The sequence below is a fragment of the Amycolatopsis sp. MEPSY49 genome (assembly GCF_051337345.1).
Classification (GTDB): domain Bacteria; phylum Actinomycetota; class Actinomycetes; order Mycobacteriales; family Pseudonocardiaceae; genus Amycolatopsis.
Genome location: NZ_JBDLYJ010000003.1, coordinates 66040 through 79784, shown reverse-complemented (window position 1 = coordinate 79784; position 13745 = coordinate 66040). Strand labels below are relative to the sequence as shown.

Annotated in this window: 10 protein-coding genes; 8 read left to right on the top strand and 2 right to left on the bottom strand. The window is 71.9% G+C overall.

The window, feature by feature from the left end:
- Positions 1-61 precede the first annotated feature (61 nt).
- Genes ABFJ78_RS15045 through ABFJ78_RS15035 form a run of 3 tightly spaced genes read left to right on the top strand, consistent with a single transcriptional unit; the run spans position 62 to position 3667 of the window.
- Entirely contained in the window at positions 62-1297 is a 1236-nt protein-coding gene (locus ABFJ78_RS15045; protein WP_436386881.1) for a cytochrome P450 family protein, read from the top strand.
- A 14-nt stretch (positions 1298-1311) separates the two neighbouring features.
- Positions 1312-2328: an alcohol dehydrogenase catalytic domain-containing protein gene (locus ABFJ78_RS15040; RefSeq protein WP_436386880.1), complete on the top strand. Its 1017-nt coding sequence runs from the start codon at positions 1312-1314 to the stop codon at positions 2326-2328.
- Between the two features lie 13 nt (positions 2329-2341).
- A complete protein-coding gene (locus ABFJ78_RS15035) occupies positions 2342-3667 on the top strand; it encodes an extracellular solute-binding protein (RefSeq protein WP_436386879.1) in 1326 nt (441 codons plus the stop codon).
- A gap of 61 nt (positions 3668-3728) precedes the next feature.
- On the opposite strand, the gene ABFJ78_RS15030 is transcribed toward ABFJ78_RS15035, so the two are convergent.
- Positions 3729-5075 carry a condensation domain-containing protein gene (locus ABFJ78_RS15030; RefSeq protein ID WP_436386877.1) on the bottom strand — a complete coding sequence of 449 codons (1347 nt, stop codon included), beginning with the start codon at positions 5073-5075 and terminating at the stop codon, positions 3729-3731.
- A 178-nt stretch (positions 5076-5253) separates the two neighbouring features.
- Between ABFJ78_RS15030 and ABFJ78_RS15025 the strand changes: the two genes are divergently transcribed.
- Both ABFJ78_RS15025 and ABFJ78_RS15020 read left to right on the top strand, forming a co-directional pair.
- On the top strand, positions 5254-6495 hold the full coding sequence (locus tag ABFJ78_RS15025) for an acyl-CoA dehydrogenase family protein (protein ID WP_436386875.1): 1242 nt from the start codon (positions 5254-5256) through the stop codon (positions 6493-6495).
- A gap of 16 nt (positions 6496-6511) precedes the next feature.
- Positions 6512-7873, top strand: coding sequence for an FAD-binding protein (locus ABFJ78_RS15020; RefSeq protein ID WP_436386874.1), 1362 nt, complete (start codon positions 6512-6514; stop codon positions 7871-7873).
- 52 nt (positions 7874-7925) lie between these two features.
- Here the strand turns inward: ABFJ78_RS15020 and ABFJ78_RS15015 are convergent, their stop codons facing one another.
- The gene (locus ABFJ78_RS15015) at positions 7926-8288 is read right to left on the bottom strand and encodes a YciI family protein (RefSeq protein ID WP_436386872.1); all 363 of its coding nucleotides are present in this window, start codon (positions 8286-8288) and stop codon (positions 7926-7928) included.
- A 482-nt stretch (positions 8289-8770) separates the two neighbouring features.
- Between ABFJ78_RS15015 and ABFJ78_RS15010 the strand changes: the two genes are divergently transcribed.
- From ABFJ78_RS15010 to ABFJ78_RS15000, 3 genes are all read left to right on the top strand, one after another.
- Positions 8771-10372, top strand: a complete 1602-nt coding sequence (locus ABFJ78_RS15010) for an MFS transporter (protein ID WP_436386871.1) — start codon at positions 8771-8773, stop codon at positions 10370-10372.
- A gap of 387 nt (positions 10373-10759) precedes the next feature.
- Entirely contained in the window at positions 10760-12274 is a 1515-nt protein-coding gene (locus tag ABFJ78_RS15005; RefSeq protein ID WP_436386869.1) for an FAD-binding oxidoreductase, read from the top strand.
- A gap of 40 nt (positions 12275-12314) precedes the next feature.
- Complete coding sequence (locus ABFJ78_RS15000) at positions 12315-13718, top strand: FAD-dependent oxidoreductase (protein ID WP_436386868.1); 1404 nt, start codon at positions 12315-12317, stop codon at positions 13716-13718.
- Positions 13719-13745: the final 27 nt, after the last annotated feature.

Sequence of the window (13745 nt, the reverse complement as noted above, 5' to 3'; positions counted from 1 at the left end):
GGGTGCCAACCCTGTTTCTCACTCACGACCTGCCTTGTCCCGTGATCGTTGGAGATGCCCCATGGAAGAGCGTTGCCCCGTCGCCCTGGACCCGGCCGGGACCGACATCCACGGCGAGGCCGCGCGGATCCGCGCGCACGGCCCGGTGGCGAAGATCGAACTGCCGGGCGGCGTCCACGCCTGGTCCGTCACCGGGTACGCGGAGGCCCGGCAGGTGCTCGGCGACCACCGCTTCTCGAAGGACCCGCGCAAGCACTGGGTCGACTTCGTGGAAGGCCGCATCGGCGAGGACTTCCCGCTGATCGGCTGGGTCCTCATGGACAACCTGACCACGTCGCACGGCAGCGACCACACGCGGCTGCGCAAGCCGTGCGCGCAGGCGTTCACCCCGCGCCGCGTGGAAGCCCTGCGCCCCAACGTGGAGAGCGTCGCCGCCAAGCTTCTGGACGAGCTCGCCGCGCTACCGCCGGGTGAGGCCGTCGACATCAAGGACCGCTTCGCGCACCCCCTGCCGGCGTCCGTGATCTGCGACCTGTTCGGCATCCCCGAGGAGTTCCGCCGCGACTTCCTGCGCGGCGGCGAGATCAACGCCGACACGACCACCAGCCCCGAAGAGGCCGCCGCGAACTTCGAGCGCTGGCACCAGGAGATGCTGGACTTCGTCGAGTCGAAGCGGCGCGAGCCGGCCGACGACCTCACGTCGGACCTCGTGCGCGCCGGCGACTCCGGCGCCGGGCTGACCGACGACGAGATGGTCGGCACCCTGCACATCATGCTCGCCACCGGCACCGAGCCGGTGAAGAACCTGATCGCCAACGCCGTCCTGCTGCTGCTCACCCACCCCGAGCAGCTCGCGCTGGTGAGGTCCGGGAACCGCAGCTGGAGCGACGTCCTCGACGAGACGCTGCGGGTGCAGGCACCGGTCGCGCACCTGCCGTTCCGGTTCGCGGTCGAGGACGTCGAGCTCGGCGGCGTCACGATCGCCAAGGGCGACCCGGTCCTCATGCACTTCGCCGCCATCGGGCGCGACCCGCGGCTGCACGAGAACGCCGACGTCTTCGACATCGCCCGCCCGGACAAGGAAAACCTCTCCTTCGGGCAGGGCATCTACCGCTGCATCGGCCGCCCGCTCGCGCTGCTGGAGGCGGAAACCGCGCTGGCGGCGCTGTTCGAGCGCTTCCCCGACCTGTCCCTGGCCGTGCCGGCGGCGGAGCTCACGCCGCAGGTCACGTTCATCATGAACGGCATCGGCTCGCTGCCGGTGCACCTGAAGACGCCCGGCCCGGCCGGCGCGTGACGAGGGAGCGTGCGATGAAGGCAGCAGTGGTCCCGGCGGCCGGTGCCCGCTGGGAGCTGACGGACGTCGCGACGCCGTCGGCCGGCCCGGGCGAGGTGCTGGTCCGGGTGCGCGCGTGCGGGGTGTGCCACAACGACGTCTTCCTGACCGACGGCACGTTCCCGTTCCCGGCGTTCGACCCGGTGATCGTCGGGCACGAGGCGGCGGGCGAGGTCGTCGAAGCCGGCGCGGGCGTGACGATCCGCAAAGCCGGCGACCGCGTCGGCACGACGTGGGTGCAGGGCACCTGCGGGCAGTGCGATTACTGCAAGCTGAACCTGCCGCTGACCGGGCAGTCCGGGATGAACTGCGCCGCGCCGCGGATGAGCGGGCTGACCGTCCAAGGTGGACACGCGCAGTACGTCGCCGTTCCCGCCGAGAGCACGGTCCTGCTGCCCGACGGCCTGAGCTACCAGGCCGCGGCACCGATGCTGTGCGCCGGCTACACGTCGTGGAGCGCGCTGCGCGCGGCCGGCCCCAAGCCGGGCGAGCGGGTGGCCGTCCTCGGCGTCGGCGGGCTCGGGCACCTGGCCCTGCAGTTCGCGAACACGTGCGGGTTCGAGACCGTCGCGATCACGCGGTCGCCGGAGAAGCACGGCCTGATCCGGGAGCTGGGCACCGAGCACATCGTGGCCGACGGCGCGGAGCTGAACGAAATCGGCGGCGCGGACGTCGTGCTGGTGACCGGGACGTCGTACCGCGCGGCCACCGACGCGCTCGCCGGCCTGCGCGTCAGCGGGCGGCTCGTGCTGGCCACGATCGACCCCGAGGGCACGTTCGAAATCGGGCCCACGAGCCCGGTCTGGGCGCAGCGGCAGAGCATCATCGGCGCGACGCACAACGGGCTCGACCAGCTGGCCGAAGCCCTGCAGTTCGCCGCCGACGGCCGCGTCACCCCGATCATCGAGGAGTTCGACGCCGGGCAGGTCGCCGAAGCGGTGGCCCGCGTCGGGAAGGGCGACGTGCGGTTCCGCGCCGTCGTGAACTACTAGAGGGGGCCAGGCCGTGACCGTGCTCAGCTTGTGGGTGCCGATCTACCCGATCATGCCCGAGTACCTGGGGCAGATGCGGGCGCTGGCGGCGCAGTTCGGCGAGGCGCACCCGGAGTACCGGGTGGAGGTCGAGGGGTTCGGGTACCTCGACCTGCCCGGCGAGATCCACCGGGCCGCGCTCGCCGGACGGGCGCCGACCATCGCGCAGTACTTCTACACCTCCGCCCAGGAGGCCAAGGACACCCGCACGGCCGACGGGCGCCCGCTGTTCGCCTCGGTGGAGCGGGCGATCGGCGGCCGTGAGGAGATCCTCGGCGAGCAGGTGGTGCTCCGCGACATCGTCCCCGGTGTCCGGGGCTACTACCGCTACCACGGCGCGGTGGCCGCGCAGCCGCTGCTGACGTCGACGACGTTGCTGTACGCCAACACCACGCTGCTGGCGCGGGCCGGCGTCCACGAGATCCCGCGGACGTGGGCCGAGGTCGAGGCCGCGTGCGAGGCGGTCGGCCGGCTGCGGGGCGACGGGCCGTCGCACAGCATCACGTGGCCGAACCACGGCTGGATGTTCCAGCAGTCGATCGCGCAGCAGGGCGGGTTCCTGGTCGACCACGAGAACGGCCGCCGCGGCCGGGCCCAGAAGGTCGACCTGGCCTCACCGGAGGCGCTGGCCTACGCCGGGTGGTGGCGCAAGCTGCACCGGGCCGGCCACTACTGGTACCTGCACAACGGCGACGCCGTCGACTGGGACGGCAACTTCCGGACGTTCGCCGAAGGGAAGGCCGCGCTGACGCTGACGTCGTCGGTCGAGGTCGACCGGATGGTCCAGGCGGGCCGCGACGGCGGGTTCACCGTGCGGGCGGCGCGGATGCCGTACAACCAGGACGTCCCCCGCGCGGGCAACGTCATCGGCGGCGACGCGCTGTGGCTGACCGACGGACTCGACGAGCACACCCGCGACGGCGCGCTGGCGTTCATGCAGTTCCTCTGCCGCCCGGAGCACGCGGCGGCCCGCCACAAGGCGACCAACTTCGTCCCGATCACGACGCCGACGATCGAGCGGCTGGCGGCCGAAGGGTGGTACGAGGAGAATCCGGACTTCCTGGTGGCGCTGGACCAGATCGCGACGACGACGGGTTCGCCGGCGGCGCGCGGGGCGTTGGTCGGCGAGCTGGCGCACATCCAGGAGATCTCGGCGGCGGCGATGCACGACGTGCTGCTGTCCGATGTGGACGTCAAGACGCGGTTCACGGAGGCGACGGCCGAGGCGCAGGCGCGGCTGGACCACTACAACGCCTACTGCCGCGGTGAGGTCGAGCGGGGCCCGATCCACGTCGGCTGACGGACAACGAAGAAGGGCTTCCTCGCGCTCGCGGGGAAGCCCTCTTTCGCGGGTGGGTCGGCTACAGCGGCGCGTCCGGCCGGGTGACCGTCTCCCCCAGCACCTGGACGAACTGCTCGACCATCGCCGCGACCGAAGCTTCCTCGAACAGGTTGGTGTTGTACTGGATCCCCGCCACGATGTCGCCCGACGGGTCCAGGTTGAGCGTCCACAGTGCACCGTTGGGCACGTCCGAGCCGACCGGCTGGGAGAGCAGCCGGCGGCGGACCTCGGAGAACTCGAGGTCGCCGACCAGCTCGCCGTCGAGCAGGAACGGGAACGGGAACACCTGGAACACCACCGCCGCGCGGCGGTCCTCCAGCGTGCGGGTCATCAGGTCCGGGGCCTGGGCGGCGACCTGGCCGAACGGGATGTCGTGCGAGTACGCCTGCAGGCACGACCGCCGGACGCGCGTGGCGACCTCGCGGAACGTCGCCGCGCCCGCCAGGTCCGTGCGCAGCGGCAGGTAGTTGAAGAACGGCCCGACCGTCAGCTGGAACTGCTCGTGCCCGCGGCCCGGGGTGAACGTCGGGACCGTGACGTCGGTTTCGCCGGTCGTGCGGTGCACCAGCACCTCGAACGCGGCCAGCAGCACCATGAACGGCGTCGAGCGCATCGCCGACGCCAGCTCGAGCGCCGGCTTCACCAGCTCCGCGGCGATCTGGAAGCGGTAGACCCCGCTGGACTCCGGGATCCCGGCCGACTTCGGCAGGTCGGTCGGGATCGAGTGGACGCGTGCGCCGTCGAGGGTCTTGCGCCAGAACTCGCGGGAGCGGTCCAGCTCGGTGCCCGACACGTTTTCGGCCTGCCATTCGGCGAATTCGCGGTACTGGCGGGGATCCGGCAGCTCGCCGACGTCGAAGCCGCGGCGGGCCGCGTACCGCGTCGCGAGGTCGCGGATGACGAGCCGGACCGACCAGCCGTCGGCCGCCGTGTGGTGCACGATCAGCACCAGCACCGAGTCCTTGTCGTCGAACCGGCCGAGCACCGCGCGCACCAGCGGCGGGTCCGGGTGGATCTCGCCGGACTCCACCTCGATGATCAGCTCTTCGACGCGGCGGTCGCGATCGCCGTCGGCCGAGCCGAGCTCGCGCACCTCGAGGTGCGGCTGCCCCGCGGGCAGGATCTTCTGGTAGCGCTCGGGTTCGTCGCGCACGATCAGCGTCCGCAGGGCCTCGTGCCGCTCGACGACGTCGACCAGCGCGCCCCGCAGGGCTTCGACGTCCACCTCGCCGCGCAGGCGCCAGCCGTGCACGATGTGGAACCGCGGGCCGAACGGCCCGTCGGCGTCCCCGAGGTCGAAGCCGCAGAGGAACTCCTGGTTCGCCGACAGCGGCGCCCGCGCCACCGGGCCGTCGGGACTAGTCACGTTCGCCGCCTCCTCGCGCGTGGCCGGTTTCGGAGGAACGCTAGCGAAATCCCGGCCCGCACCGAGTCTCGCGCCGTGCGGAAACCGGGCCCGCACTCGGTGAGATGCACCGGAGGCGGCCGCCGTGTGACGCTCGACCGGTGGTGACGAACCGACCAGGACAAGGAGCCTCTTGGCGATGACGACGGTCAAGGACGTTACCGGGGCAGATTTTCCGCTGCCGCCCGAGCCGGGCCTGACGCCGGCGGAGGTGATCGCGCGGGCCGAGGCGATCGGGCCGGCGCTGGTGGCCCGCCAGGCGGAAACCGAGCAGCGGACCTTCTACGCCGAGGACACCCATAGGGAGTTCGAAAAGGCGGGGTTCTACCGCCTGCTCACGCCGCGGCGCTACGGCGGCTACGAGTTCGGCATCGACACGTTCCTGCGGGTCACCACGGCGCTGGCCCGCGGCTGCCCGTCGACGGCGTGGATGTTCTGCCTCGGCGCGACGCACGCGCTGCAGGCGGCCACGCTCTTCGGCGAGCGCGCGCAGGCGGAGCTGTTCAAGGAGGGGAATTTCATCGCCCCGGCCACGATCGTGCCGAGCGGGACCGCGGAGTCCACTCCGGACGGTGACTGGATCATCGACGGGACCTGGCACTACTGCTCGGGTTCGCCCTACGCCACGCACTTCATCGGCCACACTCTGATCGACGGCGAAGACGGCGAGAAGGTCCCGATGCTGTTCGTCGTCCCGCGGGAGCAGTGGCGGCGGCTGGACAACTGGGGCGGCCAGCTCGGCCTCAAGGGCAGCGGCTCGCACAGCATCGTCATCGACAACGCCCGCGTCCCGGCGCACCTGACGCTGCCGGGCACGCACATGAGCGAGATCGACGTCACCAAGGGCACGCCCGGCTACGCGTTGCACGGCAACGGCGAGTACGGCGGCGGGCAGCTGAGCTTCATGTTGCTGGAGGTCGCGTGCCTGGCGGTCGGGATCGCGCAGGGCGCGCTCGACGCGTACGAGGAGCTCATGCGTTCGCGGCTGACCCTGTTCCCGCCGGTCGTCCCGCGCCACGAGCACCCGGACTACCAGTTCTGGTACGGCGAAGCGGCAGGCATGATCGCCACCGCCGAAGCCGCGGTGCAGCAGGCGACCCGGACCTGGCAGGAGATCTGCGCCGCGGGCCCGTCGGCGTTCAGCCAGGAGAACGACCTGCGGCTGGCCACGATCTGCCGCGAGGTGATCCGGCTGAGCTGGCACGCGGTCGAGCGGAACCTGTTCCCCACCGCGGGTTCCAGCGCGGTGCGCCAGGGCGAGCGGATCGAGCGGGTGTGGCGCGACCTGTCGACGTTGCAGAGCCACGCGGGCATCGGCGTGCTGCTCGCCACGGTGACCACCCGGAGCCTGGCCCAGGCCCACTTCGGCGAAGCCGCCTGACCCGAGGAGTCCCCCGATGCTCGTCAGCCAGCCCGGCGACGCCGCCTACGAGCGCGCCACGCGCGTGTTCAACCTGATCGCGCCGGTCGAACCGGCCGCGGCCGCCGAGGTCCGGACCGTCGACGACGTCCGGGCCGCGCTGGCGCACGCGCGGGCGGCCGGGCTCGCGGTCCGCGTCATGGCCACCGGGCACGCGTCGGCGACGGCCGGCCCGATGCCCGGCGCCCTGCTGCTGCGCACCTTGCCGGACGGCCCGGTCGAACTCGACCTCGAAGCCCGGCGCGTCCGGATCCCGGCCGGGACGCCGTGGGGCGACGTCGTCGCGGTGACCGCGCCGCACGGGCTCGCGGCACCGCACGGCTCCTCGCCCGGCGTCGGCGCGGTCGGCTACCTGCTGCGCGGCGGGCTGAGCTTCTACGGCCGCCACACCGGGCTGGCGGCCAACAGCGTCCGCGCGGTCGAACTCGTCACCGCGGACGGCGAACACCGGCGGCTCGACGCGGAAACCGACCCGGAAGCGTTCTGGGCGATCCGCGGTGGCGGGGGCGGCCTCGGCGTCGTGACGGCCGTCGAGGTGGACCTGTTCCCCGCGACGAAGGTGATCACCGGCGCCGCGTTCTGGCCGGCGGCACACGCCGACCGGCTCTTCAAGCAGTGGCGGCAGTGGACCGCGGACGCGCCGGACACCGTCACGACGGCGTTGCGCGTCATGAACCTCCCGGACCTGCCCCAGATCCCGGAAGCCCTGCGCGCCGGGCCGGTGCTGGGCATCGACGGCGTGGTGCTGAGCCCGTCGGCCGAAGATCTTCCGTTGGCCCGCTCGCAAGCCGAGGAACTGCTCGGCCCGCTGCGCGCGATCGCCGAGCCGGTGTTCGACACCTGGCACGAGGGCGGCCCGGAAGACGTGCCCGCCACGCACATGGACCCCGCCGACCCCGCGCCGGTGCACGGCGACCACCTGCTGCTCGGCGACCTCGACGACGAAGGCGGCCGCCGGTTCACCCGGATCATCGGCGAACGCCGCGACTCGCCGCTGGTGACGACGGAACTGCGTCAGCTCGGCGGCGCGTTCGGCCGGCCGGACCCGGCGGGCGGCGCGCTCTCGCACCTGCCGGCCGGGTTCGCCTACGTCGCCGCCGGCGTGCCGTTCGGCGACGTCACCATTCAGTCCATAGTGGACACGCTGGCCGCCGCCCGCGAAGCGCTGACGCCGTGGGACACCGGCCTGACGACGCCGACGCTGGTCGAGACACCCGAGCAGCCGCAGGGCATCCTGGCGCCGGACACGATCGCCGCGGTGGACCGGGTGCGCGACCGGCTGGACCCCGGTGGCCTCTTCCGGCAGGACATCGCCCGCAACTCGAGCGAGCGCACGTAAGACCGGGGCCGGTTCCTCCGCGGAGGAACCGGCCCCGGCAACACAGCCTCGATCAGGCGGGACCGGCCTCGTGGATGACCTTGCGGACCTCGATCGCGGTGTGCTTCGCGTCCGGGATCTGCCCGGCGAGCTCCACGGCGCGCTCCTCGCTCTCGACGTCCACGACGTAGTAGCCGCAGAGGAACGCCTCGGACTCGACGAACGGGCCGGACGCGACGTCGGTGGCACCCTCGCGGACGCGCACGGTCTTCGTCGCGTCGGGGTCGGCCAGCGCCTTCGTCTCGATCATTTCGCCGGACTCGGAGATCAGCTGGTGGAACTTGCCGTGCCCTTCGAAGACCTCGTTCTTCTGGTCGTCGGTGAGGCCCGCCCACAGCGTCGGGTTCATGTGCATGATCAGCAGGTACTTCGCCATTGTTCTACTCCCCGGTCGGGTGTGCCTTTTCTCGGATGGGTCGGAGCGGGCCGCTGGCCCCGGACGTCCGACGGGAAGAGCGCGGTGGGGTTCACTCGTTCGGCTCACCGGCCGCCTGACCGACAGTGGCCTGGCGGAACCTCTTCGGCGGCGAAGCTAGCACGGTGTGCAGGCGACCGACTACGCCTCGCCGATCACCCCAGCCCCGGCAAGGCCTGCGGAAACCCCTTCGGAACTCGTCGAAAAAGTGGCCTTCACCAGCCGAAACCCGAGCGCGACGAGGTCCTGCGGCACGCCGGTCCACCGGGCCTAACAGAGCAATACGGAAGATGCAACGATCACTACTTTCCGTGACCATTGTGGACATGACCGAAATCCGAGGAACCACCGGTGTCCGGATCGCGAGGGCGGCCCCGACTCCCCGGTGAGCGGCGGCCCGCGGGCGCCCAGACGGCTTGATTCGCAATAGGAAGGACCAACCCATGAACGACACTACGCAGACAGGGGCCGACGTCCGTGCCGGCCGGCGGGAATGGATCGGGCTGGCCGTGCTCGCCCTGCCCACCCTGCTGGTGTCCATCGACGTCTACGTGATGCTGCTCGCCCTCCCGCACCTGACCGCCAGCCTGGGGGCCAGCACCACGCAGCAGCTGTGGGTCACCGACATCTACGGCTTCCTGCTCGCCGGCTTCCTGGTGACGATGGGGACGCTCGGCGACCGCATCGGCCGCCGCAAGCTGCTCCTCATCGGCGCGGCCGCGTTCGCCGTCGCCTCGGTGCTCTCGGCGTACTCGACCAGCCCCGAGATGCTCATCGCGGCGCGGGCGCTGCTCGGCATCGCGGGCGCGACGCTGGCGCCGTCGACGATGTCGCTCATCACCACGATGTTCCGCAACCCCAAGCAGATGGGGATGGCGATCGGCATCTGGGCGATGTGCTTCTCGGTGGGCGCGGTGATCGGCCCGCTCGTCGGCGGCCTGATGCTGGAGCACTTCTGGTGGGGCTCGGTGTTCCTGCTGGGCGTCCCGGCGATGGTGCTGCTGCTCGTGCTCGGCCCGGTCCTGCTCCCGGAGTTCAAGAACCCGGACGCCGGCAAGCTGGACCTGCCGAGCGTCGCGCTGATCCTGGTGACCGTGCTGCCGGTGATCTACGGCCTCAAGCAGCTGGCCGCCGAGGGCTGGAGCGTCGTGCCGGTGCTCTCGGTCGTCGTCGGGCTCGCCTTCGGCTACGTCTTCGGGCGGCGCCAGGGCCGGCTCGAGCACCCGCTGCTGGACCTGAAGCTGTTCGCCAGCAAGGCGTTCAGCACGGCGCTGGGCAGCATGCTGTTCGGCACCATGCTGATGGGCGCGATCATGCTGTTCATCACGCAGGACCTGCAGCTGGTCAACGGCCTGACGCCGCTGAAGGCCGGGCTGTGGATGCTGCCCGCGGTGGCCGCGAACACCGTCAGCTTCCTCGTGTCGCCCATCCTCGGCCGCCGGTTCCGGCCGGCGTACCTGATCGGCATCGGCCTGGCGATCTCCGTCGTCGGCCTGCTGGTGCTGACCCAGGTGGACGCGACGGCGGGCCCGGCGACGCTGGCGACCGGCTTCGCGCTGATCTTCCTCGGCGCCGGTCCGCTGGTGACGCTGGGCATGAACCTGATCTTCGCCTCCGCGCCGCCGGAGAAGGCGGGTTCGGCCGCGGGCCTCAACGAGACGAGCGGCCAGTTCGGCTTCGCCCTCGGCATCGCGGTGCTCGGCAGCATCGGCGCCGCGGTGTACCGCGGGCTGGTCAGCGTCCCGGCGGGTACGCCGGAGCCGGCCGCGAGCGTGGCCAAGGACAGCATCGCCGGCGCGGTGGACTCCGCCGCCACGCTGCCCGCCCAGGCGGGCGGTGAGCTGCTGAGCTCGGCCCGCGAGGCGTTCACCAGCGGCCTGCACGTCGTGGCGATCGTCAGCGCGGTCCTGCTGGCCGCCGTCGCGGTGCTCGCCGCGCGGCTGCTGCGGCACGTCCCGCCGACCGGGGCGGCTCCGGCCGGTCCGGCCGAGGAGGCACCCGCCGAAGAGGCCACCGAAGAACCGGCGGCGACCCCCGCCGGCTGATCCCCCCGCGGGGGGGGGGGGCGGGGTGGTGGCGGGGGGGCGCCCCCCCGCCACCACCCCGCCCCCCCCCCCCGGTTCCCCCCCCCCCCCCCAACTTCCCCGTCAACCGCCCCCTTCACCACCCGCCGGCCGGTGCCGCGCTCCCCCCGTGAGCACGGCACCGGCCGTCGTCGTGTTCCCGGACCGTCCACAGTGGAACCCACCACGATCGGCAACGCGGAAGACGCCCGGGCGGGGGTCCGCATGTGACGGTCATACTGTGCCGCTGGTTACCAATCCGGCCACAGTCACGGCCGAATAGCTTCGTGGCAACGGTCACGTGCCGCACGGGGGGTCGGCCTGCTTTTGGCCGGATTGGTAACCGGACGTCCGCTATGGAGGAACGAGATGACCGAGCAGTTCCCGGCCTTCGGGCCGGTCACCGTCACCCCGGCCGACCCGCGCTACGAAAACCTGGTGGAGAGCTACAACCACCGGTTCGTCGGCAAACCGGACTACGTCCGCCTGGCCGGCTCGACCGAGCAGGTCGTCGCGGCCGTGCAGGAGGCCGTCGACGCCGGCAAGCGCCTCGCGGTGCGCAGCGGCGGGCACTGCTTCGAGGACTTCACCTCCTCGCCCGACGTGCAGGTGCTGCTCGACCTCTCGCGGCTGAACGCCGTCTACTACGACGAGTCCCGCCGCGCGTTCGCCGTCGAGGGCGGCGCGACGCTCGGGCACGTCTACCGGGTCCTCTACAGCGGCTGGGGCGTCACGATCCCGGCGGGCACGTGCTTCGAGGTCGGCGTCGGCGGCCACATCTCCGGCGGCGGCTACGGCCACCTGTCGCGGCGCGACGGCCTCGTCGTCGACCACCTCTACGCGGTCGAGGTCGTCGTCGTGGACGAAGCCGGGAAGGCCTCCGCCGTCGTCGCCACGCGCGAGGAGGACGACCCGCACCGCGACCTCTGGTGGGCCCACACCGGCGGCGGGGGCGGCAACTTCGGCGTGGTGACGCGGTTCTGGCTGCGCTCCCCCGGCGCGGACTCCGACGACCCGGCGCAGCTGCTGCCGAAGGCGCCGCGCGCGATGCGCCGCCAGGCCGTGGTGTGGCCGTGGCCGGCGTTCACGCCCGAGTCGTTCAAGCGGGTGCTGCGCAACTACTGCGCCTGGTACGAGCGCAACAGCGACCCCGGCTCGCCGTACGAATCGTTGTGGAGCAACCTGATCATCACACACAAGGACGGCGGCATCTTCACCGTCACCGCGGTGCTGGACGAGGACGTGCCCGACTCCCAGCAGCTGCTGGCCGCGTGGTTCGCCGCGCTGACCGAGGGCGTCGACGTCGAGCCGGTCATGAACGACATCGCCGTGCTGCCGTGGTTCAGCACCTGGATGCCGTCCTACAGCTGGCCGAACGACCCCAACGGGCGCTACAAGAACAAGGCCGGCTACCTGCGCAAGGGGTTCACCGAGCACCAGCTCGACGCGATCCACCGGCACCTGACGGTCGAGGGCGGCACCGCGGGCGGCTGCCTGGTGGTCACCGGGTTCGGCGGGCAGGTCAACGCCGTCGCCCCCGACGCGACCGCGATCCCGCAGCGCGACTCGATCCTCAAGGCGTCGATCAGCACCGGTATGTGGCTCTCGCCCGAAGAGGACGAGGCGAACCTGGCCTGGGTGCAGGCGTACTACCGGGACGTCTACGCCGAATCCGGCGGCGTCCCGGTGCCCGGCGAGGTGAACGACGGCTCGTACATCAGCTACCCGGACGTCGACCTGGCCGACCCGGCGCAGAACACCTCCGGCGTGCCGTGGTCCACCTTGTACTACAAGGACAACTACCCGCGCCTGCAGGACGTCAAGCGCCGCTACGACCCCCGCGACGTGTTCCGGCACGCGCTCTCGATCCGGCTCCCGGACTGACCGGCGCCGTCTCCCCACCCACCGGAGAAAGGGACGAACGATGTCCAGCCACGTTGCCGCGGGAGGTGACCGCGCAGTCGTCCTCGGTGCGAGCATGGCCGGCCTGCTGGCCGCCCGCGTGCTCTCCGAGACCTACGCCGAAGTGGTCCTCGTCGACCGCGACAAGCTGACCGGCGAGACCACCTACCGCCGCGGGGTGCCCCACGGCAGGCACGCCCACGGCCTGGTGGCCCGCGGGCAGCAGATCCTCGAGGGTCACTTCCCCGGCCTCAAGGACGAGCTGTCCGAGGCCGGGGTGAAGTGCGGGGACTTCAGCTCCGACGTCCACTGGATCTTCAACGGGCGGCGGATGAAGCCGGCCCCGTCCGGGTTGGACTGCGTGCCCGCGATCCGGCCGCTGCTCGAGTACCACGTGCGCAAGCGCGTGCAGGCCATCCCGAACGTCGTCTTCCTGGACCGCCACGACATCCTCGGCCTGGAGTCCACAGAGGACGGCGGCCGGATCACCGGCGCCCGCGTGCAGGCGCACGGCGGGGACGGGCCGACGGTGTTCCCCGCCGACCTCGTCGTCGACACCACCGGCAAGGGCTCGCGCACGCCGCTGTGGCTGGCCGAGCTGGGCTACGACAAGCCGGTCGAGGAGCGCGTCAAGATCGACCTCGCCTACACCACCCGGCACTACCGGCTGCCGGTCGACCCGTTCGGCACCGACCTCGCGATCATCCCGGCGGCGACGCCGGAGACCCCGCGCGGCGCGTTCTTCCACCGGATGCCCGGCGACGACGGGCGCGTCGAGCTGTCGCTCACCGGCGTCCTCGGCGACCACCCGCCCGCCGACCCGGACGGCTTCACCGCGTACGTGAAGTCGTTGCCCATCCCGGAAATCCACGATGCGATCGCGACCGGCGTGCCGCTGGACGACCCGGTGACGTTCCGGTACCCGGCGAGCATCTGGAAGCACTACGAGAAGCTGCGCCGGTTCCCCGCCGGGCTGCTCGTGATGGGCGACGCGGTGTGCAGCTTCAACCCGATCTACGCGCAGGGCATGACGGTCGCCGCGCTCGAGTCGCTGGTGCTGCAGCAGCACCTGCGGCGCGACCCGGTGCCGGCGGCGCGGCCGTTCTTCAAGGAGATCGCGAAGAAGATCGCGGGCGCGTGGTCGGTGTCGGCGGGCGGCGACATGGGGTACGCCGGCGCCGAAGGCCGCAAGGGCCTGATGACGGACTTCGTCAACCGCTACGTCGCGCGGCTGCAGGAGGCGGCGGTCGAGGATTCGGTGCTCACCAACGCGTTCATCCGCGTCGCCGGGCTGATCGACCCGCCGCAGTCGCTCCTGAAGCCGAAGTACGCGCTCCGGGTGCTCCGGCACCGGCGGCGACCGCCCGCCGCCCTCCCGCCCGCGGCCGAGCCGCCGGCCCCCCAGGCCCGCGACCTCGCGGCCTGACCGACGATGCCAGACAAGGATGGGGAA